Source organism: Bradyrhizobium sp. BRP22, from assembly GCF_020194175.1.
Lineage (GTDB): Bacteria > Pseudomonadota > Alphaproteobacteria > Rhizobiales > Xanthobacteraceae > Bradyrhizobium.
In genome coordinates, this window is the sequence record NZ_JADYVX010000001.1 from 477,374 (window position 1) to 498,503 (window position 21,130).

Annotated in this window: 19 protein-coding genes; 9 read left to right on the forward strand and 10 right to left on the reverse strand. The window is 63.2% G+C overall.

Annotated elements, in window-relative coordinates; genetic code table 11:
• Window positions 1-217: 217 nt before the first annotated feature.
• From I6F35_RS02125 to I6F35_RS02160, 8 genes are all read right to left on the reverse strand, one after another.
• Window positions 218-1,546, reverse strand: a complete 1,329-nt coding sequence (locus I6F35_RS02125; RefSeq protein WP_225115978.1) for an MFS transporter — start codon at window positions 1,544-1,546, stop codon at window positions 218-220.
• Between the two features lie 42 nt (window positions 1,547-1,588).
• Window positions 1,589-2,533 carry a hydroxymethylglutaryl-CoA lyase gene (locus I6F35_RS02130; RefSeq protein WP_225115979.1) on the reverse strand — a complete coding sequence of 315 codons (945 nt, stop codon included), beginning with the start codon at window positions 2,531-2,533 and terminating at the stop codon, window positions 1,589-1,591.
• A complete protein-coding gene (locus I6F35_RS02135; RefSeq protein WP_225115980.1) occupies window positions 2,530-3,723 on the reverse strand; it encodes a CaiB/BaiF CoA-transferase family protein in 1,194 nt (397 codons plus the stop codon). The genes I6F35_RS02130 and I6F35_RS02135 overlap by 4 nt, the downstream gene beginning before the upstream one ends.
• Before the next feature lie 111 nt (window positions 3,724-3,834).
• Window positions 3,835-4,788, reverse strand: coding sequence for a LysR family transcriptional regulator (locus I6F35_RS02140; protein ID WP_225115981.1), 954 nt, complete (start codon window positions 4,786-4,788; stop codon window positions 3,835-3,837).
• A 311-nt stretch (window positions 4,789-5,099) separates the two neighbouring features.
• The gene (locus I6F35_RS02145; protein WP_225115982.1) at window positions 5,100-6,443 is read right to left on the reverse strand and encodes a cytochrome c; all 1,344 of its coding nucleotides are present in this window, start codon (window positions 6,441-6,443) and stop codon (window positions 5,100-5,102) included.
• Window positions 6,440-8,629 carry a molybdopterin cofactor-binding domain-containing protein gene (locus tag I6F35_RS02150; protein WP_225115983.1) on the reverse strand — a complete coding sequence of 730 codons (2,190 nt, stop codon included), beginning with the start codon at window positions 8,627-8,629 and terminating at the stop codon, window positions 6,440-6,442. The genes I6F35_RS02145 and I6F35_RS02150 overlap by 4 nt, the downstream gene beginning before the upstream one ends.
• Window positions 8,630-8,639: 10 nt before the next feature.
• Window positions 8,640-9,104 (reverse strand): (2Fe-2S)-binding protein, encoded by a 465-nt coding sequence (locus I6F35_RS02155; protein WP_225115984.1) that lies wholly within the window; start codon window positions 9,102-9,104, stop codon window positions 8,640-8,642.
• Between the two features lie 268 nt (window positions 9,105-9,372).
• Complete coding sequence (locus tag I6F35_RS02160) at window positions 9,373-11,139, reverse strand: methyl-accepting chemotaxis protein (RefSeq protein WP_225115985.1); 1,767 nt, start codon at window positions 11,137-11,139, stop codon at window positions 9,373-9,375.
• Between the two features lie 227 nt (window positions 11,140-11,366).
• Here I6F35_RS02160 and I6F35_RS02165 point away from each other — a divergent pair, with 227 nt between their 5' ends.
• The 6 genes from I6F35_RS02165 to ybgC all read left to right on the forward strand — a co-directional run bounded on the left by I6F35_RS02165 (window position 11,367) and on the right by ybgC (window position 16,078).
• Window positions 11,367-12,113, forward strand: coding sequence for a YebC/PmpR family DNA-binding transcriptional regulator (locus I6F35_RS02165; RefSeq protein ID WP_225115986.1), 747 nt, complete (start codon window positions 11,367-11,369; stop codon window positions 12,111-12,113).
• A 211-nt stretch (window positions 12,114-12,324) separates the two neighbouring features.
• Window positions 12,325-12,852, forward strand: coding sequence for a crossover junction endodeoxyribonuclease RuvC (gene ruvC / locus I6F35_RS02170; RefSeq protein ID WP_225115987.1), 528 nt, complete (start codon window positions 12,325-12,327; stop codon window positions 12,850-12,852).
• A complete protein-coding gene (gene ruvA, locus I6F35_RS02175) occupies window positions 12,849-13,466 on the forward strand; it encodes a Holliday junction branch migration protein RuvA (protein ID WP_225115988.1) in 618 nt (205 codons plus the stop codon). The genes ruvC and ruvA overlap by 4 nt, the downstream gene beginning before the upstream one ends.
• Window positions 13,463-14,512, forward strand: a complete 1,050-nt coding sequence (gene ruvB, locus I6F35_RS02180; protein ID WP_225115989.1) for a Holliday junction branch migration DNA helicase RuvB — start codon at window positions 13,463-13,465, stop codon at window positions 14,510-14,512. Before ruvA ends, ruvB begins: the two co-directional genes overlap by 4 nt.
• A 128-nt stretch (window positions 14,513-14,640) precedes the next feature.
• Window positions 14,641-15,561 carry a metallophosphoesterase gene (locus I6F35_RS02185; protein WP_225115990.1) on the forward strand — a complete coding sequence of 307 codons (921 nt, stop codon included), beginning with the start codon at window positions 14,641-14,643 and terminating at the stop codon, window positions 15,559-15,561.
• A gap of 70 nt (window positions 15,562-15,631) precedes the next feature.
• Entirely contained in the window at window positions 15,632-16,078 is a 447-nt protein-coding gene (gene ybgC, locus I6F35_RS02190) for a tol-pal system-associated acyl-CoA thioesterase (RefSeq protein ID WP_225115991.1), read from the forward strand.
• A gap of 167 nt (window positions 16,079-16,245) precedes the next feature.
• Here ybgC and I6F35_RS02195 read toward each other — a convergent pair whose 3' ends face one another.
• Window positions 16,246-16,890 carry a glutathione binding-like protein gene (locus I6F35_RS02195; RefSeq protein ID WP_225115992.1) on the reverse strand — a complete coding sequence of 215 codons (645 nt, stop codon included), beginning with the start codon at window positions 16,888-16,890 and terminating at the stop codon, window positions 16,246-16,248.
• A 97-nt stretch (window positions 16,891-16,987) separates the two neighbouring features.
• On the opposite strand from I6F35_RS02195, the gene I6F35_RS02200 reads away from it, so the two are divergent.
• The 3 genes from I6F35_RS02200 (at window position 16,988) to I6F35_RS02210 (ending at window position 19,770) form a co-directional block, all read left to right on the forward strand.
• Window positions 16,988-17,653 carry a TetR/AcrR family transcriptional regulator gene (locus tag I6F35_RS02200; RefSeq protein WP_225115993.1) on the forward strand — a complete coding sequence of 222 codons (666 nt, stop codon included), beginning with the start codon at window positions 16,988-16,990 and terminating at the stop codon, window positions 17,651-17,653.
• Between the two features lie 212 nt (window positions 17,654-17,865).
• Entirely contained in the window at window positions 17,866-18,636 is a 771-nt protein-coding gene (mddA, locus tag I6F35_RS02205; protein ID WP_225115994.1) for a methanethiol S-methyltransferase, read from the forward strand.
• 204 nt (window positions 18,637-18,840) lie between these two features.
• Complete coding sequence (locus I6F35_RS02210) at window positions 18,841-19,770, forward strand: 5'-methylthioadenosine/S-adenosylhomocysteine nucleosidase (protein WP_225115995.1); 930 nt, start codon at window positions 18,841-18,843, stop codon at window positions 19,768-19,770.
• Between the two features lie 258 nt (window positions 19,771-20,028).
• Here the strand turns inward: I6F35_RS02210 and I6F35_RS02215 are convergent, their stop codons facing one another.
• Window positions 20,029-20,994 carry a glyoxylate/hydroxypyruvate reductase A gene (locus I6F35_RS02215; RefSeq protein ID WP_225115996.1) on the reverse strand — a complete coding sequence of 322 codons (966 nt, stop codon included), beginning with the start codon at window positions 20,992-20,994 and terminating at the stop codon, window positions 20,029-20,031.
• Between the last annotated feature and the right edge of the window lie 136 nt (window positions 20,995-21,130).

Sequence of the window (21,130 nt, forward strand, 5' to 3'; positions counted from 1 at the left end):
GCGCCGCACTTTCGTGATGCGCGCAGGCATCGTGATGGTGATGTGGGCGGCTGCGATCGCGACCGCCGCTGCCGCCCACACTCTCGATGTCTGGCGATATCTGATCCCCGAAGTACCGGTGGCGGGCCTCATGCTGGCCCTTTTCACAGCCGAACTGACCGGGCCGATGGTGGCGGATCATCCGGCCCGCTCCGCGACGGCCAAACGCGATGCTTTCCTATCTCGGCTGGTGGAAGTCTTTGGACCTGAGCTCACGAGGAAGCGCCGCCAACAAGAGTACCGCGCACAACACACAAAGACCAGCAATGACATACAGCGCCGGCGTCGTGCTGCCCGTCAGATCCTTGACTGAGCCGACCATGACCGGACTTACGATGCCACCAACCTGGCCCAACGTGTTGATAAGGGCGATCCCGCTTGCGGCGCCGGCGCCGGTCAGTATCTTCGGAGGCAATGTCCAAAATGTCGGGATTGATGCAACCACGCCGCCCCCGAGTACGGCAAGCGCGCCAACCAGGAAGGCAACGCTCTTGTCGAAAATGCCGGTGGCAATAAAGCCGAACGCTGCAACCAAGACAAGTCCGGCAACAAATTTCGGACGTTCACCGGATGCGTCGGAGAGCCGCCCGACGATCAACATGCTGATAGCGCCGCAAACATAGGGAATGGCGGTCAAGAACCCGATTGCGCTCGCGCTTCCTTCGCCGGCCGTCTTGATGAGATCCGGCGCCCAGAAGTTGAGCCCATAGGACGCGATCTGGATCAGAAAGTAGATAAACCCGAGTAGCAGCACGCCGGGCATGAGCAGCGATCGCCAAGCTGAGCGCTCGCCAATTTCGTTCTTCTGGCGGTCCAATTGCAGCGAGATGAGACGGCGCTCACCGTTGCTCAGCCATTTCGCATGATCAATGCTGTCGTCAAATCGAAGCAGGACAACCAATCCAAGAGCAACGCATGGAACGCCGCCGGCCAGGAATAACCATTGCCAGCCGGCCAAACCGTGCAGTCCGCTCATATAGTTGAGAATGAGGCCTGAAACCGGCGCTCCGATGATTCCCGAAAAGGCGGTCGCGAGAAAGAAGACCGAAGTCATGCGTCCGCGATGGGATTTTGGGAACCAAAGGGTCAGATAGTAGAGAATACCGGGTGCGAATCCGGCCTCCATGGCGCCAATCGCGAAGCGCAGCGCGTAGAACTGCCATTCGGTGCGGACAAAGACCATGGCCGCTGTCGCGAGCCCCCACGAGATCATGATGCGGGCTATCCAGCGCCGGGCGCCGAAGCGATACAGAAGCATGTTGCTCGGCACCTCAAGCAGGACGTAGCCGACGACAAACAGGCTCGCGCCGAATCCGTAAGCCGTGTTGCTCAGACCGAGATCCGCCTGGAGTGATGCTTTGGCAAAACTGATGTTCACGCGATCGAAGAACGCAAAAAAATAGCAGACGATGATCAGCGGCATCAGGCGCCAAGCGATCTTGCTGATGACTTGCTGCTCGCTGATCGTTGCATCGAGACCGACAGCAGGCGCTGTGGTAATCGTCATGATTTCCTCCGATATGTTTTTTGAAGTGTGATTGCAGGTTGTTCAGGCGGGGTGCTGGCGCAATCGTTCTGGGACGGGGTGCAGATCCAGCGGACGTCCCGCCTTTGCGACTTGGCCCGGCACGTTGTGTCCGACCAATGTGGGCAATCGCCTCGACAGGTCGATCAAGCGATCGAGGTCCAGGCCGGTCTTCAGTCCGGTTTCATGGCAGAGATTGGCCAGATCCTCGGTGCAAACATTGCCGGTCGCGCCCGGCGCAAATGGGCAGCCACCCAATCCGCCCAGCGCTGCATCGAAGCGGCGTGCACCGCTGTTGTAGGCCGCGAGCACATTGACCAACCCGAGCCCCCGCGTGTTGTGGAAATGAAGCGTGAGCTTGTCCGGGGGGAGCACCGTGAAGACCTTGGCCACCAACCGCGAGACCTGACTGGGGTTGGCCATGCCCGTGGTATCTGCGAGCGTTATGCTGTGGGTGCCGAGGTCGAGGTACTGTTTGACGATGTCCAAGACCTTTCCGAACGGCTGTATTCCCTCGAACGGGCAGCCGAACGCAGTCGCAATCGTAGCGTTGACCAAAGCGCCAGCCGTGCAAGCCAGTTTGATGATTTCAGCAAGGGACGCGAGTGAGTGATCATGCGTCATGTTCATGTTCGCGCGATTGTGCGTCTCGCTCGCCGACATCACAAAATTGAGCTCGTCGGCGCGCGCCGCCAACGCGAGCTCGGCACCTTTCCGGTTCGGAATCAGCGCCGTGTAAATCGTTCCGCGACGCCGCCTGATGCTGGCAAATACGTCTGCTGCATCCCGAAGCGCCGGCACAGCCTTTGGCGAAACAAACGAGGAGATTTCGATGCGGCGAAAGCCGACGGCGGACAAGGCATCGATCAGCCGTACTTTCTCGACGGTTTCGATCCATTGTGGCTCGATCTGCAGCCCGTCGCGTGGTGCCACTTCCTGGATCAAAATGTCCGGCAGCTCGGCGGTCACTGCACCGCTCCGCTGCGGCGCAGTTGTACGATGTCGGTCTCGTCCAGGCCGAGCGACTGCAAGACCTCGTCGGTGTGTTGCCCGAGTGTCGGTCCCGGCCACCTTACGCCGCCAGGCGTATCCGATAGCTTCGGCGCGATGCCCGGCATCTTCACGGTGACGCCACCGGGAAGCTCGGTCGGCAGGATCATGTCCCGAGCAGCGTAGTGGGGGTCTTTCACGATATCGGCCACCGAATAGATTCGAGCCGCAGGCACATCGGCCGCATCAAGGCGAGAAAGGATCTCGTCGATGGTTCGTTGCGAGGTCCAAACGCTGATTGCAGCGTCGAGAACCGCGTTTCTGCGCACGCGCCCGTCGTTGTTGCCGAGAGTCGGATCTTCACCGAGATCCGGCCGCTCGATCACACGCATCAGGCGCTTGAATATCGCGTCACTGTTGCCGGCGATAACCACATGGCGCCCATCAGAGCTTGGATAAGTATTGGAGGGACTTATGCCCGGCAGTGCGCCGCCGGTACGGGTCCTGATATGGCCCATGAGATCGTACTCGGGAACCAGACTTTCCATGAGATTGAACACGCTCTCGTAAAGAGAGACGTCGACGATCTGCCCCTTGCCCTGCCCGGTCTTGACTCGAAGCAGCGACATCAGTGCTCCAATCACGCCGTGCAGCGAAGCCAGGCTGTCGCCGATGCTGATGCCGACCCGGGCCGGCGGACTCTCCGGTTCGCCGGTGGTGAATCTCAATCCACCCATGGCTTCGCCGATCGCGCCGAACCCCGATCGATCGCGGTAAGGACCTGTCTGTCCATAGCCGGAGATACGGACCATGGTCAGGTCAGGATTGAGTGCGGAGAGCACGTCCCAGCCGAGGCCGAGCTTTTCAAGGGTGCCAGGCTTGAAATTCTCGATCACGACGTCGGCTCGAGCAGCCAGGCGACGGGCAAGGGCACGCCCGTCCGACGACTTCAGATCAATTGCGATAGACTTCTTGTTGCGGGATTGCAGGTACCACCAGAGCGATGTCCCCTGATGGAGCTTTCGCCACTTGCGCAGGGGATCCCCAATCCCGGGCTGCTCAACCTTGATGACGTCTGCGCCGAATTCGGCGAACAGCCGCGCCGCAAATGGTGCGGCAATCAGTGTTCCAAGTTCGACAACTCGAATACCGGATAACGGCCCTTCCACCTTGGCGCTCCTCGACACGCTGTTTTGTCAAGGTGTTGCCGAGCAAGGGGAGTTGAGTCCAATATTCGTTGATGAACGAGCGTTCGCAGATGACGAACGCGAAGAACCGGGTCAGTGCACGGTGCTGCGGGAACATCTGAGATGATTGAGCATCAATCGACTCGTGGCTGACAGCCCTGCGGGATCTCTGGCAACCAGCACCAGCTCACGATCCGCCCATTCGTCGCTCAGCTCGACGGCTGTCAGATTCATGCCCTGGCTCAAGACCGCAAATGCCCGGTTCGGGATCAAGCCAATACCCATTCCGGCCTGCACCATCCGGCAGACAGCATCGAAACCAGGGACGTGGACTCTTAGCCTGATGGACTTGCCGATTTGCTGCGCCGTGTATTGAGAGCGAAGATAGATCGAGCTTGTGGCGAACAGGCCGACATGATCGTAGTCCAGCGTATCGGCAAACGACACTTGCGTTGCGCGCGACAGCGGGTGATCGGACCTTACTACGATAACGAGGCGATCCCTACGATACGAATACCGCTCCAGGCTACGCGTGCTGACATCCGCCGAGCAGATGCCGATATCCGCGACGCCTTCCTCGACGCCGCGCACGACCTCCGCGCTGGGGCGCTCCTGAAGATCGAGCCGCACCAGCTCGTGGGAGTTAAAGAATCCTGGCAGATCGTCCGGCAGAAATTCGACGATCGACGACAGGTTTGCCAGCATTCGCACATGTCCACGCACACCCCGCGCATACTCCGCCATATCCACTGCGATCTTTTCGATGTTGAGCAGTGTGACGCGCGCATGATGCAACAGCGATTCGCCTGCCGGCGTCAGTGTCATTCCGCTTGGGTGTCTCTCGAACAGGGCGACCTGGAGCGCCTGCTCAAGGTCGTGCATGCGCTTGCTGACCGCCGAAGGCGCTATCGCCTCTCTCTGCGATGCACGCGTCAAATTACCTTCTTCGCAAATCGCGACGAACAGCTGCAAGGTGGTGAGGTCAATACGTCGAACGAGGTCGATCTTGTACGGCACGTTCGACCGAATCGGCTGTGTTTTTTGCATGATCAACGTTCCGGCTGCGCAACCGTACCGCAACAAAAGACCGCCAGTTTCTCAAATATTGGAGAAGAATCAGGGGATATCAGAATCTCATACCAACTGGTGCGGCATTGCGCCGAGAATCTTCTAACACCAAAATGTGAGCCAATCTTTCGGGGTATCCGCATTGACGCGGCGATCGACGACAGTGTGCATCCGCGGCGTGCTCACCCGCATCCCAAACGTTGAAGAAGAGTTTGCCGGATCGCATGGTGCGATGCGATCCGGTGCGTGCGTGGGGCGATCGAGCGCGCGGCACTCAATCTCCCGAATGCTTACTGCGCCGTCTGCTGCCGCAGCTCCGCCACGTCCTTTGCTGTCAGCTTCGAGCCCTTGGCGCCGAACCGCGCGGTGACGTAGTTGGCCACCGCCGCGATCTCGTCATCCGAATAGGCGTTGCCGAACGCCGGCATCGAGAGCGCGCCGTCGGGCGTGGTGCGCCTGGTGCCGGATATGACGATCTGCGCGACGTTGATCGCGGCAGGGTCGTTCACGGACCACGCGCCGGTCAGCGTCGCCATCGAAGATACCAGGCTCTCGCCGCTCCAGCCGTGGCAACTCACGCAGGCACCTTCGAACACCATCTTGCCACGGGCGTCCGCCGTGAAACCTTCCTTGTGCGATGACGGCGCCACTGGAGCCGTGGTGGCCGGCAGGTCGGGCGAGGGCTGCGGCGGCACGCTGCGCAGGTAGACGGCAAGGGCGCGGATGTCTTCGGGTGCGAGCTGGCTCAGGCTGTGGTCGACCGCTTCGCCCATCGGCCCGGAAGCCGTGCCGTGGCCGAGCGCATGGCCGGTCGAAAGGTAGGAGACCAGCGCGTCCTCGCTCCAATTGCCGAGGCCCGTGCTCTTGTCGGAGGAGATGTTGAAGGCGCGCCAGCCCGCGGTCACAGCGCCCGCAAACTTCTTGCGGTTGTCGAGCGCGAAACCGAGATTGCGCGGGGTGTGGCACTCGCCGCAATGAGCGAGCGCTTCGGCGAGATAGGCACCCCTGTTCCACTCCGGGCTCTTCGAGGTGTCGGGCGCAAAGCGTGTGTCCGGGTTGAACACCGCCGACCAGAACAGCATCGCCCAGCGCTGGTTGAACGGGAACGCCAGCGTGTTCTCCGGCGCCGGCGCGCGCACCGGCGGCAGGCTGAACAGATAGGCCTTCACCGCCAGCAGATCCTCGTCGGTCATGTAGGTGTAGGACGGATAGGGCATCGCCGGGTAGAGCATCGCCCCGTCATGGCGCTTGCCGCGCTGGACTGCGTTGAGAAAATCCTGGTCGCTGTAATTGCCGATACCGGTTTCCCTGTCGGGGGTGATGTTGGTCGAATAGAGCGTGCCGAACGGCAGCTTGAAGGCCAGCCCGCCAGCAAATTCCTTTTCGCCCGGCTTGGTATGACAGACCATGCAGTCGGCCGCCTTGGCCAGATATTCGCCGCGCTCGACCAGGCTTGCTTTCTCCAGCGATGCCGGCACGCCGGTCGGCTTGCCGGCGCGGTAGTCGGCGACTGCCACTTTGTTGCCACCGGAGAAATCAAGCGGGCCGGGACCACGGACGATCCAAGCGCCGATCGCCACCGCCGCGATGACGATCACGGCAAGGCTCAACAGGATACGCATTGCCGGCCTCATGCCTTCTTCCCCACGGCAAGCAGTGAACGATCGATCGGCATTCGCCGCAGCGCCACGCCGGTTGCAGCGTAAATGGCGTTGCGCAGTGCCGGCGGCCCGGCATTGACGCCGGCCTCGCCGATGCCGCCCGGCGGTTCGCCGCTCTTGACGACATGCACCTCGATCTTCGGCGTCTGGTCGATGCGCAGCATGCGATAGTCATGGAAGTTGGACTGCTGCACGCGACCCTTGTCGATGGTGATCTCGCCATAGAGCGCCGCCGTCAGCCCGAAGATCAAGCCGCCCTCGATCTGCGCCTTCACGGTGTCAGGATTGACGGCGATGCCGGTATCGACCACCGAGACCACGCGGCGCACCGCCACTTCGCCCATGTCGTCGACCTCGGCCTCGACCACGGTCGCGATGAAGGTCTCGAACGACGGCTGCAGGCAGATGCCGCGGCCGATACGCGGAGGCAGCGGTTGGCCCCAATTAGCCTTCTCTGCGGCGGAGTTGAGCACCGCCAGCGCCCGCGGCCTGCTCGCCAGCATGGCGCGGCGGAATTCCACCGGATCCTTGCCGGCCTTGCGCGCCAATTCGTCCATCGCGCATTCGACCGCGAACACGTTGTTGTTCGGGCCGACGCCGCGCCAGAAGCCGGTCGGCACCGCCGGCGGCTCGGCACGGACATATTCGACATGGAAGTTCGGGATGTCGTAGGGCGCATCGACGGCGGCATCGACCGCGTCAATGTCGATGCCCTTCTGGAACGCCGGCGGCAGCCAGCGCGCCAGCACCGCCGAGCCGGCGACCTTGTATTTCCACGCCGCCACCTTGCCATCGACCAATGTCGCGGCGACGGTGTCACGATAGATCGGGCGATAGACGTCGTGCTGGATGTCCTCCTCGCGGGTCCACACCACCTTCACGGGATAGTCGACCTGCTTGGCGATCTTCACCGCGGCGACCACCATGTCCGGCTCCAGCTTGCGGCCGAAGCCGCCGCCGAGGAGATGGTTGTTGACGATCACCTTCTCGACCGGGAGCCCCGCGGCCTTGGCCGCTTCCGATTGCACCCGGGTCATGATCTGCGTACCGGTCCAGATCTCGCAGGCATCAGGCCTGACATGGACCGTGGCGTTGATCGGCTCCATCGACGCATGCGCCAGGAACGGCATCTCGAAGCTGGCTTCGAACTTGTCGCCGGTCGCAAGCCCCTTGGCGATGTCGCCGACGGACTTGGCGACCGCGCCATCCTTCTCGCTGGCGGCGCGCAGATGCTGCCAGATTTCCTTCGAGCCGACCTTCGCATTCGGCCCTTCGTCCCACTCGATCTTGAGCGCGGCGAGGCCCTTTTTCGCCGCCCACATGTGATCGCCGATCACGGCGACCATATCGTCGAGCACCACGATCTTGCGCACGCCAGGCATTTTCTGCGCGGCGGTATCGTCGACCTTGGCGACCCTGCCGCCGAATACGGGGCAGGCCGCGACGGTCGCGACCTTCATGTCCGGCAGCAGCGCATCGATGCCATACACCGCCTTGCCGTTGACCTTGTCCGGTGTGTCCAGCCGCTTCAAGGGCTGGCCGATATAGACGAAGTCCTTGGCGTCTTTCAGCGGGACCTCCTTCGGCGGCGTCTGGCCCTGTGCGGAGAGCGCCAGCGCGCCATAGCCGAGCTTGCGGCCGCTGGCGGCATGGGTGACCTCGCCCTTCGACGTCGTGCAGCTTGCCGGATCGACCTGCCATTCGCCGGCCGCGGCCTGCACCAGCATCGCGCGTGCAGTGGCGCCGGCGGTGCGCAGCGGCTTCCACCAGGCACGGATCGAGTTGGAGTTGCCGGTCACCTGCAGGCCGAAAGTCGGATTGCCGTAGAGCTTGTCGTTCGGCGGCGCATGCAGCACCGCGACCCTGGTCCAGTCGGCATCGAGCTCCTCGGCGAGGATCATCGAGATCGAGGTGTAGGTGCCCTGGCCCATCTCGACCTGCGGCATGATCAGCGTGGTGTTGCCGGTCTCGTCGATGCGGATGAAGGCGTTCGGCGCGAACTTGCCGGCGGTCACATCGGGCGGCTGCACCGGCTCGTTCGCGGCATAGCTTGCCGCGCGCAACGGCAGATGGAAGGCGAGCAGGAAGCCGGTGGCGAGCCCACCAGTGAGGAGCGCACGGCGCGAGACGCCGTCAGAATTCTTTTCGACCGTCAGCATGGTGCGCCCCTTACGACTGGCGTCCGGAGGCGGCGTGCTTGATGGCGTCGCGAATCCGCACATAAGTGCCGCAGCGGCAGATGTTGCCGGCCATCGCGGCATCGATGTCGGAATCATCGGGATTCGGCGTCGCGGCCAGCAGCGCGGCCGCCGCCATGATCTGGCCCGACTGGCAATAGCCGCACTGGACGACTTCGAGATCGAGCCAGGCCTTCTGCACCTTCGCCCCGGCAGGCGAATTGCCGACCGCCTCGATCGTCGTCACCTGTCGGTCGCGCACCGCGCTCACCGGCAGCACGCAGGAGCGCACCGCCTTGCCGTCGATATGCACCGTGCAGGCGCCGCACTGTGCGATGCCGCAGCCGAACTTGGTCCCGGTCATGCCTAAGATGTCACGCAGCACCCAGAGCAGCGGCATTTCGGGCGGCGCATCGAAGGATTTACGTTCGCCATTGATGGTGAGAGTCGTCGCCATAAAGCATTCCCCAAATTCAACCGCCGCGGACAGCGGACGCGTCAACGAAACGATATTGCATCGCGACGAGCTAGGAAGCGAAGACATGATTCGCAATGCCAATTCGTGCTAACGACACATAGGATGATAATCATCATCACATCATCGTGTACGTCATTCTAGGGTAGGGGCGTCGAAATCCGAATGACGGTCGCACCAAAGAACCGTGCGTTTTGAAAAGTCGGCGGCCGGATGCCGAGCTATGGGGCAACTGGTTAGAAAACAGGCTTCAGAGCTTGTACGCCGTGCGGAAGCCGCCCCAATGTCGGCCGCGCACGCGGACCGGCACGTCGATCTCGCGCATCATCACCATGTTGCCGTTGCCCATGTCGCGGGCGTAGCTCTGGATCAGATAGGCGCGCTCATTGCGCCCGGCGGCGAGCCCCGCCGCGTCGTTGAAGATGCGGCGGTTGCGGCTGTTGGCGGTGTTGAAGGCGACATCGCCCGGCCGCTGCGGATGCGAATAGATCTTGTTATGCACCGGCAGATAGCCGTTGCGGTCGATCATCGCGGCGAACGCCATCCGCGGATCCTTGGCGAGGAAGGCCTCCTGGAACGGCGGCAGCGCGCGTTCGGCCCAGTCCAGTATTTTTGTACGGTACTGCACCGGATTGGTGCCGGATATCTCGACATAATCGGTATCGAACATGTCCTCGATCGTAACGGCGCCGCTTGCGATGGCGTCCTCGAAGATCCTGGTCAGCGCCGTACCGGCTTCCATCGCGCGCATGACGAACTCGGTGTTCTCGTCGCGGATCGCCCACAACTTGTCTTCGATCTTCTCGCGCAGCCCCGGCGTCATCGCCTCGAAGCGCGCCTGCGCGCCGGCCTTGGTCTTCTCCGTGATGCGGATCTTGATCGCCCCGACATCTTCAAGCGTGGCGGCAAGGCTCTGGTGCAGTTGCAGCCGTTCGGCCTCCGGCCCGCAGATCAGGATGCCGTCCATGGATATCTCGTAGACCGGCGCCGTGGCGGCGCTGCCCCGCGCGTCAATCGCGAGCTTGAGGTTGCAGGGCAGCCGCTCGCCCTTGCGCGGGTCTTCGCGCTCGCCCTGCCGCAGCAGCACCGCGCAGCGCGATTTCAGTTTCTGCGCAAAGCTGGTCACCGCATGACCCGCCCGCGCGACGTCCTTGCCATGCGCTTCGGCTTCCCTGGTCGCAAGATCGATCTCGGCGGCGCCGTCGCCGACCGCGACGATGAAGCTCGAGGCGGAGGCGGCATTGTCCGCGACCTCGCCGGTGGTCTGGTGCTGCTCGGCCACCGCGCCGCTGACATGCTCGAACACCGGACGAATCGCCTCGATCGCCTGCGCGATGCGGTGCACGGCATCCGCCGAGCCGGCGGCGTCCTTCTGCAGCGCCTCGATCTTCCTGGTGATCTCTTCGGTCGCGCCCTGGGTCTGCACCGCCAGCGCCTTCACTTCGGTCGCGACCACCGCAAAACCCTTGCCGGCAGCGCCGGCGCGCGCGGCCTCGATGGTCGAATTGAGGGCGAGCAGGGTGGTCTGCCGCGCGATCTGCGCGATCAGGTTGACGACGTTGCCGATCGCAGCGGAGGATTCGCGCAGCCGGTCGACATTGGCGCGGGCCTCGCGCGCCGCGGCGCCGGCTTCGTCGGCGAGCCGGCCGGCGTCGCGCACCTGCGCGCCGATCCCTCGCGCCGAATCGGTGAACTTGTCGGCGGCCTGCGAGAAGGTCGCGGCCGTGGTCTGTGCCGCATTGGTGCGGCCGGTCAGCGCATCGGTGCGCTCGCGGATGGTCGCAAGTGTCGCCGCGGTCGCCTCGGCCCCGCCGGCCACAGCATTAGCGGCGCGCTCGAGCTGGCGGATCATGCCGCCGAGCTCGAGTTCCAGCAGCTCCAGGATTTCCTGGGCCGAGCCGGTATCGGAGGAAGCGCTGTCGGCCGGCGCTGCCGCCGCCGCGGCCGGAACCTTCGGCTCGACGGCCGCAGCCACGGGTGCCGGCACTCGCTTGCGAAACAAACCGAACGCCGCCATGGGTTCTCTCGATTGCTCTTGAAAGTTGAAATGAATGGGTCGATTCTCGCATCCGGGGATGAAATCGCGGTTAACGGCTGCCTGATTTTCCGGCATGCGGTACGGCCGGCGGAGCGACACGGCGCCGCAAGTCTTTGATTTTGGCAGGTCTTTGATTTTGGACTACCGCGGGCCTATAAGGCCGCGCCTCACCCCCTATTTTAGAGACGATTCCCAAGGGACCTCGCATGGCCGGCCATTCCCAATTCAAGAACATCATGCACCGCAAGGGCCGGCAGGATGCCCAGAAGTCGAAGCTGTTCGGCAAGCTGGCCCGCGAAATCACCGTCGCGGCCAAGCTCGGCACCCCCGATCCCGCGATGAACCCGCGGTTGCGCGCCGCCGTCGTGGCCGCGCGGGCGGAAAACATGCCGAAGGACAATATCGAGCGCGCCATCAAGAAGGCGGCCGGCAATGAGGGCGAGAACTATGACGAGATCCGCTATGAGGGCTATGGCCCCGGCGGCGTCGCCGTGATCGTCGAGGCGCTGACCGACAACCGCAACCGCGCCGCCTCCGACATCCGCTCCTATTTCACCAAGTCCGGCGGCAATCTCGGCGAAACCGGTTCGGTCTCCTTCATGTTCGACCGGGTCGGCATCATCGAGTATGACCACAAGGTCGCCTCCGACGATGCGATGCTCGATGCCGCGATCGAAGCCGGCGCCGACGACGTGGTGTCGAGCGAAAGCGGCCATGAGGTCTACGCCTCGCAGGAATCCTTCCGCGAGGTCGCAAAAGCGCTGGAAGCGAAGTTCGGCGAGCCGCGCAAGGCGGCGCTGACCTGGAAGCCGCAAAACACTGTCGCCGTCGACGACGAGACCGGCGAGAAGCTGCTCAAGCTGATCGACCTCCTGAACGAGCACGACGACGTGCAGAATGTGTTCGCCAATTTCGAGATCTCGGACGCGCTGCTGGCGAAGATGGGCGGCTGACGCACCGCCCCCGCTGTCATCGCCCGCGAATGCGGGCGATCCAGTAATCGCCGACATCGAGATTCTTGCCGGCAGCACCGTTTACTGGATACCCCGCCTTCGCGGGGTATGACAGCGAAGGGTGCGGCGGCAGGGCAGCGCATGACGACCGACAGGGGATGACCTCCCCGTTTGTGTTTCGTTCTCGAAACGCAGCGGCTATCACTGTCCCATGACAGCGCACCCGATTCGCCAACCCACCCGCATCCTCGGGATCGACCCGGGTCTCCGCCGCACCGGCTGGGGCGTGATCGAGGTCGAGGGCAATCGTCTCGTCTTCATCGGCTGCGGCTCGATCGAGCCGTCGGAACGGCTGCCGCTGGCGGGCCGGCTGCTCGCGATCCATGAGGGATTGGCCGCCGTGCTCGGCGATTACAGCCCGGCGGAGGCCGCAGTCGAGCAGACGTTTGTGAACAAGGACGGCGTCGCCACCTTGAAACTCGGCCAGGCCCGCGGCGTCGCCATGCTGGCGCCCGCAATGTTCGGCATCGAGGTTGCCGAATACGCGCCGAACCAGGTCAAGAAGACCGTGGTCGGCGCCGGACACGCCGAAAAGAACCAGATCGCCGTGATGCTGAAGATCCTCTTGCCCAAGGCTGAACCGCAATCGCCCGATGCCGCCGATGCGCTCGCGGTCGCGATCACGCACGCCCATCACCGCCAAAGCACCGCGCTCCGGCTGAGGGTCGCGAGCCTATGATTGGCAAGCTCAAGGGCCTCATCGATACCTACGGCGAGGATTACGTGATCCTCGACGTCGGCGGCGTCGGCTACCAGGTGCATTGTTCGGCGCGCACGCTGCAGGCGCTGCCGTCACCGGGCGAAGCCGCGGTGCTCTCGATCGAGACCTATGTCCGCGAGGATCAGATCAAACTGTTCGGCTTCCGCACCGACCATGAGCGCGAGTGGTTTCGCCTCTTGCAGACCGTGCAGGGCGTCGGCGCCAAGGTCGCGCTCGCCGTGCTCGGCACCCTGCCGCCGTCCGAGCTTGCGAATGCGATCGCGCTGCGCGACAAGGCGGCGGTGGCGCGCACGCCGGGCGTCGGGCCGAAGGTCGCCGAGCGTATCGTCAGCGAGTTGAAGGACAAGGCGCCTCAGTTCGCCAATGTCGATCCCGCCGTGGTCCATCTCGCCGGCGCCATCGACAATGAGCGCGCGCCGCGTCCCGTGACGGACGCGATCTCCGCCCTCGTCAATCTCGGCTACGGCCAGCCGCAAGCCGCCGCCGCCATCGCCGCCGCCTCGCGCAGCGCGGGTGAGCACGCCGAGACCGCGCAGCTGATCCGGCTTGGCCTGAAGGAGCTCGCGAAGTGAGCCCGCCCTCCCGCATCGTCACCCCGGAGCGTCGCGCCGATGATGTCGGCGACACGGCGCTGCGTCCGCAATCGCTGTCCGAATTCGTCGGCCAGGCGCAGGCGCGCAAGAATCTCTCGATCTTCATCGAGGCGGCGCGGAAGCGCGGCGAGGCGCTGGATCACGTACTGTTCGTCGGCCCCCCCGGCCTCGGCAAGACCACGCTGGCGCAGATCGTCGCGCGCGAGCTTGGCGTCGGCTTCCGCGCTACGTCCGGCCCGGTCATCGCCAAGGCCGGCGATCTCGCCGCGCTGCTCACCAATCTGGAAGAGCGCGACGTGCTCTTCATCGACGAGATCCATCGCCTGAGCCCGGCCGTGGAGGAAGTGCTCTATCCCGCGATGGAGGATTTCCAGCTCGATCTGATCATCGGCGAAGGGCCTGCCGCGCGCTCGGTGAAGATCGAGCTTGCAAAATTCACCCTCGTCGGCGCCACCACGCGCGCCGGACTCCTCACCAATCCGCTACGCGATCGCTTCGGCATTCCGATCCGGCTCAATTTCTATACCGAGGAAGAGCTGGAGCAGATCGTCACCCGCGGCGCCCGCGTGCTCAACATCGGCATGAGCCCCGACGGCGCCAACGAGATCGCCCGCCGCGCCCGCGGCACGCCCCGCATCGCCGGCCGCCTGTTGCGCCGGGTGCGCGATTTTGCCTCCGCGGCGGACGCCACGTCGGTCGACCGCGGCATCGCCGACCACGCGCTTTCCGCGCTCGAGGTCGATGCCGCCGGGCTGGATGCCATGGATCGCCGCTACCTCACCACCATTGCGATCAACTACGGCGGCGGGCCGGTCGGCGTCGAGACGATGGCGGCGGCGCTGTCGGAGCCGCGCGATGCGATCGAGGACATCATCGAGCCCTATCTGATCCAGTGCGGCTATCTGCAGCGCACGCCGCGCGGCCGGCTTCTCACCTCGCACGCCTTCCGCCACCTCGGCCTCGCCGAGCCCTCGCGCGATCCCTCGCAATTCGGCCTGTTCGGCAACGATAGCGACGAGCCGTAGCCTCCACCCGGGCTACGGAATCGCGCGTTCACAACCTCGTGCGCGTGATCCCCTGACAATCTGCACAAACGCACCCCAATTCCGCTCCAATCGCACCCCATCAACGGGTGGCATCACCGATCAAGTCCATGTTCTCACGGCGTCAATTTTTCAGGTCCATCGGCGGTTTGACCGCCCTCACGGCGTCGACCTCGGCCTATGGCTTTGGCGTCGAGCCGGTATTGCGGCTCAACGTCACGCGTTACAACCTGACGCCGGCGCGATGGCCGGCGGATTTCCCGCTCAAGATCGCCGTGATCGCCGATTTGCACGCCTGCGATCCCTGGATGTCGCTGGAGCGCATCGAGGCGATCGTCGCGCGCACCAATGCGCTTCAGCCCGACATCATTGTCCTGCTTGGGGACTACGTCGCCGGCCACCGCCATGTCACCCGTTTCATTCCGGCGAGCGAATGGGCCGCGGTGCTCGCGAACCTCAAGGCGCCGCTCGGCGTGCACGCGATCCTCGGCAACCACGATTATTGGGACGACAAGACCGTGCAGCGTGAGGGGCAGGGCCTGACGGTGACCCATCGCGCGCTCGAAACCAATGGCATTCCGGTCTACGAGAACGACGCCGTGCGCCTGACCAAGGCTGGCCGCCCGTTCTGGCTCGCCGGCCTCGGCGACCAGCTCGCCTATATGCCGGCGCGACGTTTCCGCCCCGTGCGGCGCATCGGCGTCGATGATCTCGGCGCGACGCTTGCGAAAGTCACCGACGATGCTCCGGTCATCCTTTTGGCCCATGAGCCTGACGTCGCGCTGCGCGTCCCCCCGCGCGTGGCGCTGCAATTGTCCGGCCACACCCATGGCGGCCAGGTCCGCCTGCTCGGCTGGTCGCCCGCGGTGCCGCCGCGGCAGGGCGTCGAGCTCGCCTACGGCCATCTCCGAACCAATTGCGATGTCATCGTCTCAGGCGGGCTCGGCTGCAGCATCATGCCGTTCCGCATCGGCGTTCCCCCGGAGATCGTGCTGGTGACGCTGGGCAAGGCCGGGCCCACGGTGGTCTAGCCCAGGCTTGCGCGTCGCGCGGATTTTGCGCAAAAGCTCGATTTCCCAACGAGACGATCGAGGCTCGCAAGTGACAGCTCATCTCGACGGCGAGGTCCGCGACGGCCGCCATCACATGCAGGTCCGTGTCTATTACGAGGACACGGATTTCTCCGGCATCGTCTATCACGCCAATTATCTGCGCTTCATGGAGCGCGGCCGCACCAACCATCTGCGCCTGATGGGCGCCGAGCAGCATGCGCTGTTTGCGGAAACCGAGGTGGAGACGCCCGGCTTTGCGTTCGTCGTGCGCTCGATGCAGCTCGATTTCCTGCGGCCGGCGCGGATGGACGACGTGCTCGACGTCGTGACCTGGCCGGTCGCCGTGAAGGGCGCCTCGATCACGCTGGCGCAGGAAGTGCGGCGCGGCGAGGAGGTGCTGGTCAAGGCGCAGGTCCGCGTCGCCTTCATCAGCGAGGGAAGGGCGCAACCGATTCCGAAGGCGCTGCGGCTCTTGCTGAAGGCCGATGTGGCCTGATGATCGCGCCGCGAATTCGGTGTCGTCCCGGCCCTGAGCCGGGACCCATACCGCGTGATCTATCGATGAAGCGATCTGTTTGACGCCTTGGCCCAACAACCACTCCCTGTGGCTATGGATCCCGGCTCAAGGCCGGGACGACACGGTGTTATGCCGCAGCTTGGTTACTAAGCCGCCGCCTTGTGGCGCGCGATCTCGGCCTTGTAGAGCTCGAATTCCTCCGCGATCGCCTTTGCCACCGAGGGGCGCGCGCGCAGGCGGGCGTGATAGGCCTTCAGCGCCGGCCATTTTGCCAGTTCGACCGGCGGCGTCGCCATGGTCCAGTTGATGACGGTGACGAGATAGGCGTCCGCCACGCTGAAATGGTCGAGCAGATAGTCGCGCCCCTTGAGATGGTTCTCGAGATAGTCGAGCCGCGACAGGTTCTTCTCCACCACATAGGTCTTCGCGTCCTGCGGCGCCTTCTTGTCCAAGAGCGTCACGAACAGGCCCTTGTGCAGCTCGGTGCCGATGAAGCAGAGCCACTGATGCAGCCGGGTGCGCTCCATGCCGGGGCCACTGCCGAGATTGGCCTCCGGGAAACGATCGGCGACATATTGCAGGATCGCGGCGTTCTCGGTCAGCACCGCACCGTCATCGGTGCGCAATGTCGGCACCAGGCCGAGCGGGTTGACCTTGTTGAAGTCCGAGCCGTCCTTCAGCACCACCTTGGTCTTCGGATCGACCTCGAGATAGTCGGCGCTTGCGCCCGCTTCATACAGCGCGATGCGGGTCGCCATCGAGCAGGCGAGCGGCGAGAAATAGAGCTCCATGGGTGCCTCCTTGGCGGTTCGACCCGGTGGCCGGGCCTTGAGTTGATTTTTGTACTGTTCTGCATAATATAGCTTTGGTCAAGGAATTTTCTGCGAAATGGTACAAAAAAAGAGAAAGCTGCCATCTGCTGCCAAAAAGGCTGATGCGAAGCAGGTAGCGACCGCCGAGCCGAAGCGGCGCGGCCGGCCGCGTGCCTATGAGCCCGACGTTGCGCTCGGCAAGGCGCTCGACCTGTTCCGCAAGCGCGGCTTTGCCGCGACCTCGCTCGACGATCTCAGCGCCGCTACGGGCATGAACCGGCCGAGCCTTTATGGTGCGTTCGGCGACAAGCGCGACCTCTACATCAAGAGCTATCAGCGCTATCGCGACGATGCGCGCGCGGCGATGATCGACATCTTCGGCGAGGAGTTGCCGATCCGCGAACGGCTGGCGCGCATCTATGCGGTGGCGCTCGACATCTATCTCTCGGGCGATTCGCCGCGCGGCTGCTTCACGGTGGTGACGGCGGCCTCCGACGCCGTCGCCGATCCCGAGATCCGCGCGCTGGCGCTCGATGGCTTCGTCGAACTCGACAAGGGTTTTGCCTCGTGCTTCCGCCGGGCCAGGGAAAAAGGCGAGCTATCGGCAACCGCTGACGTTACCGCGCTCGCGCAACTCGCCTCCGCGACGCTTCACACCATCGCGCTCCGCGCCCGCGCCCGCGTCTCGCGCAAGGAATTGGAAGCCCTCGTCAATGGCGCCATCGACGTGATGTGCCGGTAGCATAAAATAGAAGGCATGCGACGACCAATGTTACGTCTGCAACCGTTTAAATCGGGAATGAAATAGCGTGGTCACGTCGCCCCTCCATCCTCGCCATGCGATGCGAGGGAGGTTAAGATGACGAAATACTCGGTCAGAATACTCCTGCTTGCGTTGGTTACTCGGTGGCGGTGCGAGATGGTCGAACATCTCCCCCTCTGAAAGGAGCAAAAATGGCCCGCATTACTTCAATCTGTTTCGGTCTGGTCGCCTATCTGATCTTTCTGGGCACGTTTCTCTATATGATCGGCTTCCTCTTCGGCGCGGTCGTGCCGAAAGACATCGACTCAGGACCCGCCACGCCAAGGCTCGAGGCGGTGATCATCAACCTTCTGCTGCTGTCGCTCTTCGCTCTCCAGCACAGCGTGATGGCCCGCAGGTCATTCAAACAGTGGTGGACCCGGTTCATCCCAAGCGCAATCGAGCGAAGCGTGTATGTCCTTCTCGCCAGTCTGGCCCTGATCTTGCTGGCTTGGCAATGGCGCCCGATTCCCGCGATAATCTGGAGTGTTGCCAATCCAACCGTCGCCATGGCCCTGTCGGGGCTCGCACTGTTCGGCTGGCTGATCGTGCTGTTCGCCAGCTTCCAGATCAACCACTTTGAGCTGTTCGGTCTGAAACAGGTGTTCGCAAATCCAGCCGCCAGCGCTGATGGCTCTCGATTCAAGACTCCATTTTTGTACCGACTGGTGCGCCATCCACTCTATCTGGGCTTCATCATCGCGTTCTGGTCGACGCCAACAATGACGGCTGGGCACTTTCTATTCGCGGCCGTCGCAACAACCTACATTTTCATTGGCGCCAGCCTGGAGGAGCGCGATCTGATTGCGGTGTTTGGCGATCAGTATCGGCAGTATCGCGAGCGGGTCGCGATGCTGGTGCCGTGGCCTCGTTCCATCAAAGCCGATCACTACACAATCGAGCCTAGCGCTAGCGACCGCTGAGGCGACCGAGATATCCGCGACCAAAGCAGAACGAGACGTATCCGCGTCGCTCGATGTGAGAGCCGGCGCGGGTCGTCATTCTCACATCATGCCGTCTCCAGACTTGTTCGAAGCGCTCCCGTGAAAAAACACTCTTCGAGATCGGATAGCAAGGTACCCGCCAGTCGGCCGCGATGGTGGAATCCTTTATGGCTTGCGCCAGTCTTGCTGGCCTCATTGAATCTTCTGACGGATCGTGCGGCCGCGGCGGAACAGGTCGACCCTACGCCGCGGATCGCCGTCATTTCGGCATACACTCCCGAATGGCTCGCGCTCAAGAATGCGATGAGCGCGACGCGGACGGAGATCATCGCTGATGCGACTTACATCGTGGGTCAACTCGAGGGTAAGGATGTCGTTCTTTTCCTCAGCGGCGTGTCAATGGTCAACGCGGCCATGACCACGCAGGGCGCGATTGATCATTTCAAGATCAGGCGCATCGTCTTTTCCGGAATTGCCGGCGCCATCAACCCCGGTCTTTCAGCAGGGGATGTCGTCGTGGCCGATCGCTGGTCCGAATATCTCGAATCCGTCTTTGCCCGGAAAGTCGGAGCCGGCTGGTCGGTGCCGAACTGGCTTGGGACGACGCTGCCGAACTACGACATGATCTTCCCCCGCGCGGTTGGAATTGCTCATCCGGGTCAGAGCGAGCCGGAAAAGCGCTTCTGGTTTGACGTCGATCCGAACATGCTGGAGACCGCACGTTCAGTGGCGCCGAAAGTCGAACTGAAGCCATGCCTCAAACGGGATGTCTGCGGAGACGCCCATCCCCGTGTCGTCATCGGAGGGGCCGGCGTCTCCGGCCCGGCGTTCGTTGACAATGCCGAATTCCGCAAGTGGATCTATGACACCTTCAAGGCCGATCTGGTCGACAACGAAAGTGCGCCAGTCGCCCACGTGGCCTATTCGAACCATATCCCCTTTATCGCCTTCCGCGGCTTGTCAGATCTGGCGGGCGGCGATGCCGGCAAAAACACCGAAAATGAGCTCGAACGCCTGGCTTCGGACAACGCCGCCACAGTCGTCAAAGCATTTCTCCGCGCTCTTCCGGCTCAAACGCCTTCCAAAAGCCGCTCCGGCGAAGCGAGCAAATAGCATCGACTCGCATCTGCGTGGTGAACTATCCGATCACCAGCGCTTCGAAGGGAGAGGGCGAGCCATACCAGGGTATAGGTGTTTGCTCTCATTCAGGTTGCGAGGCGTCGAATAGCCGACGAACTCGTCATGACGGGACTTCCGGTCAGACAGCAGCATTGATCCGGCTTTCAGGTGGGACAAACGCGAAGCGTTTGTGCGGAGATCATTGTCAAACCACTAAAGCGGGATGACGATTCGAAGCAAAGTCATCGCGCTTCAGTATCCCCGTCCGCGATCGACCACGTTCTCCAACGCGCCGCCGGACTCGAAGCGTTCGATCTGCTGCGCGACATATTTCGAGATTTCGTCCGGGTCGGTATCCGCCGCATTGTGCGGCGTCAGCACCACCTTCGGATGGCTCCAGAATGGGCTGTCCGAGGGCAAGGGTTCGGTCTCGAACACGTCGAGCGAGGCGGCGCCGAGTGTGCCATCCTCGAGCGCGCGCAGGATGTCGGCCTCGTCCTGCAATCCGCCGCGGCCGGCATTGATCAGGACCGGTGCGCCCATCGGGCTGTCGCGGTTCAATTGCGCGAAGACGTCGCGGTTGAGCACGTGCCGCGTGTCCGGCGTCAGCGGCAGTAGGCAGACCAGGATGTTGGTCTGTTGCAGGAAGGCGCCGAGCTGTTCTGTCCCGGCGAAGCATTCGACGCCGCCAACCTGTTTGGCACTGCGGCTCCAGCCGACCACGCGAAAGCCGATGCTCCGTAGCACCTGCGCCGCGCTGGTCCCTAACGTGCCCATTCCCATGATGCCGACCGTGATCGCGCCTGCTGCCCATTGATACCTGGGCGACCAGCGCTTCTCCTGCTGCGATTGCCGTAAGTACAATTCCTGGCGGTGATGCATCAGCACATGCAGTGTCACATATTCCGTCATCCGTCCGGTGAGATCGGAGACCGCGACGCGGACCAGCGGCACGTTGGGCAATGAGGCATCCGCCATCAGCGCATCGACGCCGGCGCCGAGATTGAAGATCACGCGCAGGTTCGGGAGGGCCGCAAGCTCGCCGGGCCGCGGCTTCCAGACCGCGGCGTAGTGCACCTCGGAGGGATCGACGCTGGCATCGGGCAACAGCAGCACGCGCCTGTCCCGGCAGACCTCGCCAAACCGGGCTTTCCATCGCGCCGACGACCAGTTTTCGGTGCCGCCATGCACCAAGAGCGCGAGCGCGCCTTTCGTCATTCGGGAATCCTCGTTGTCACCGTAACTTCAATCACATAGCCGATCGAACCGGTCGCATACTCTCCTGCCACCAATCAAGGGGAGACTTGATATGCGCAAATCGATGCCAAAGCGCGTCGTATTGCTGCGAAGTACG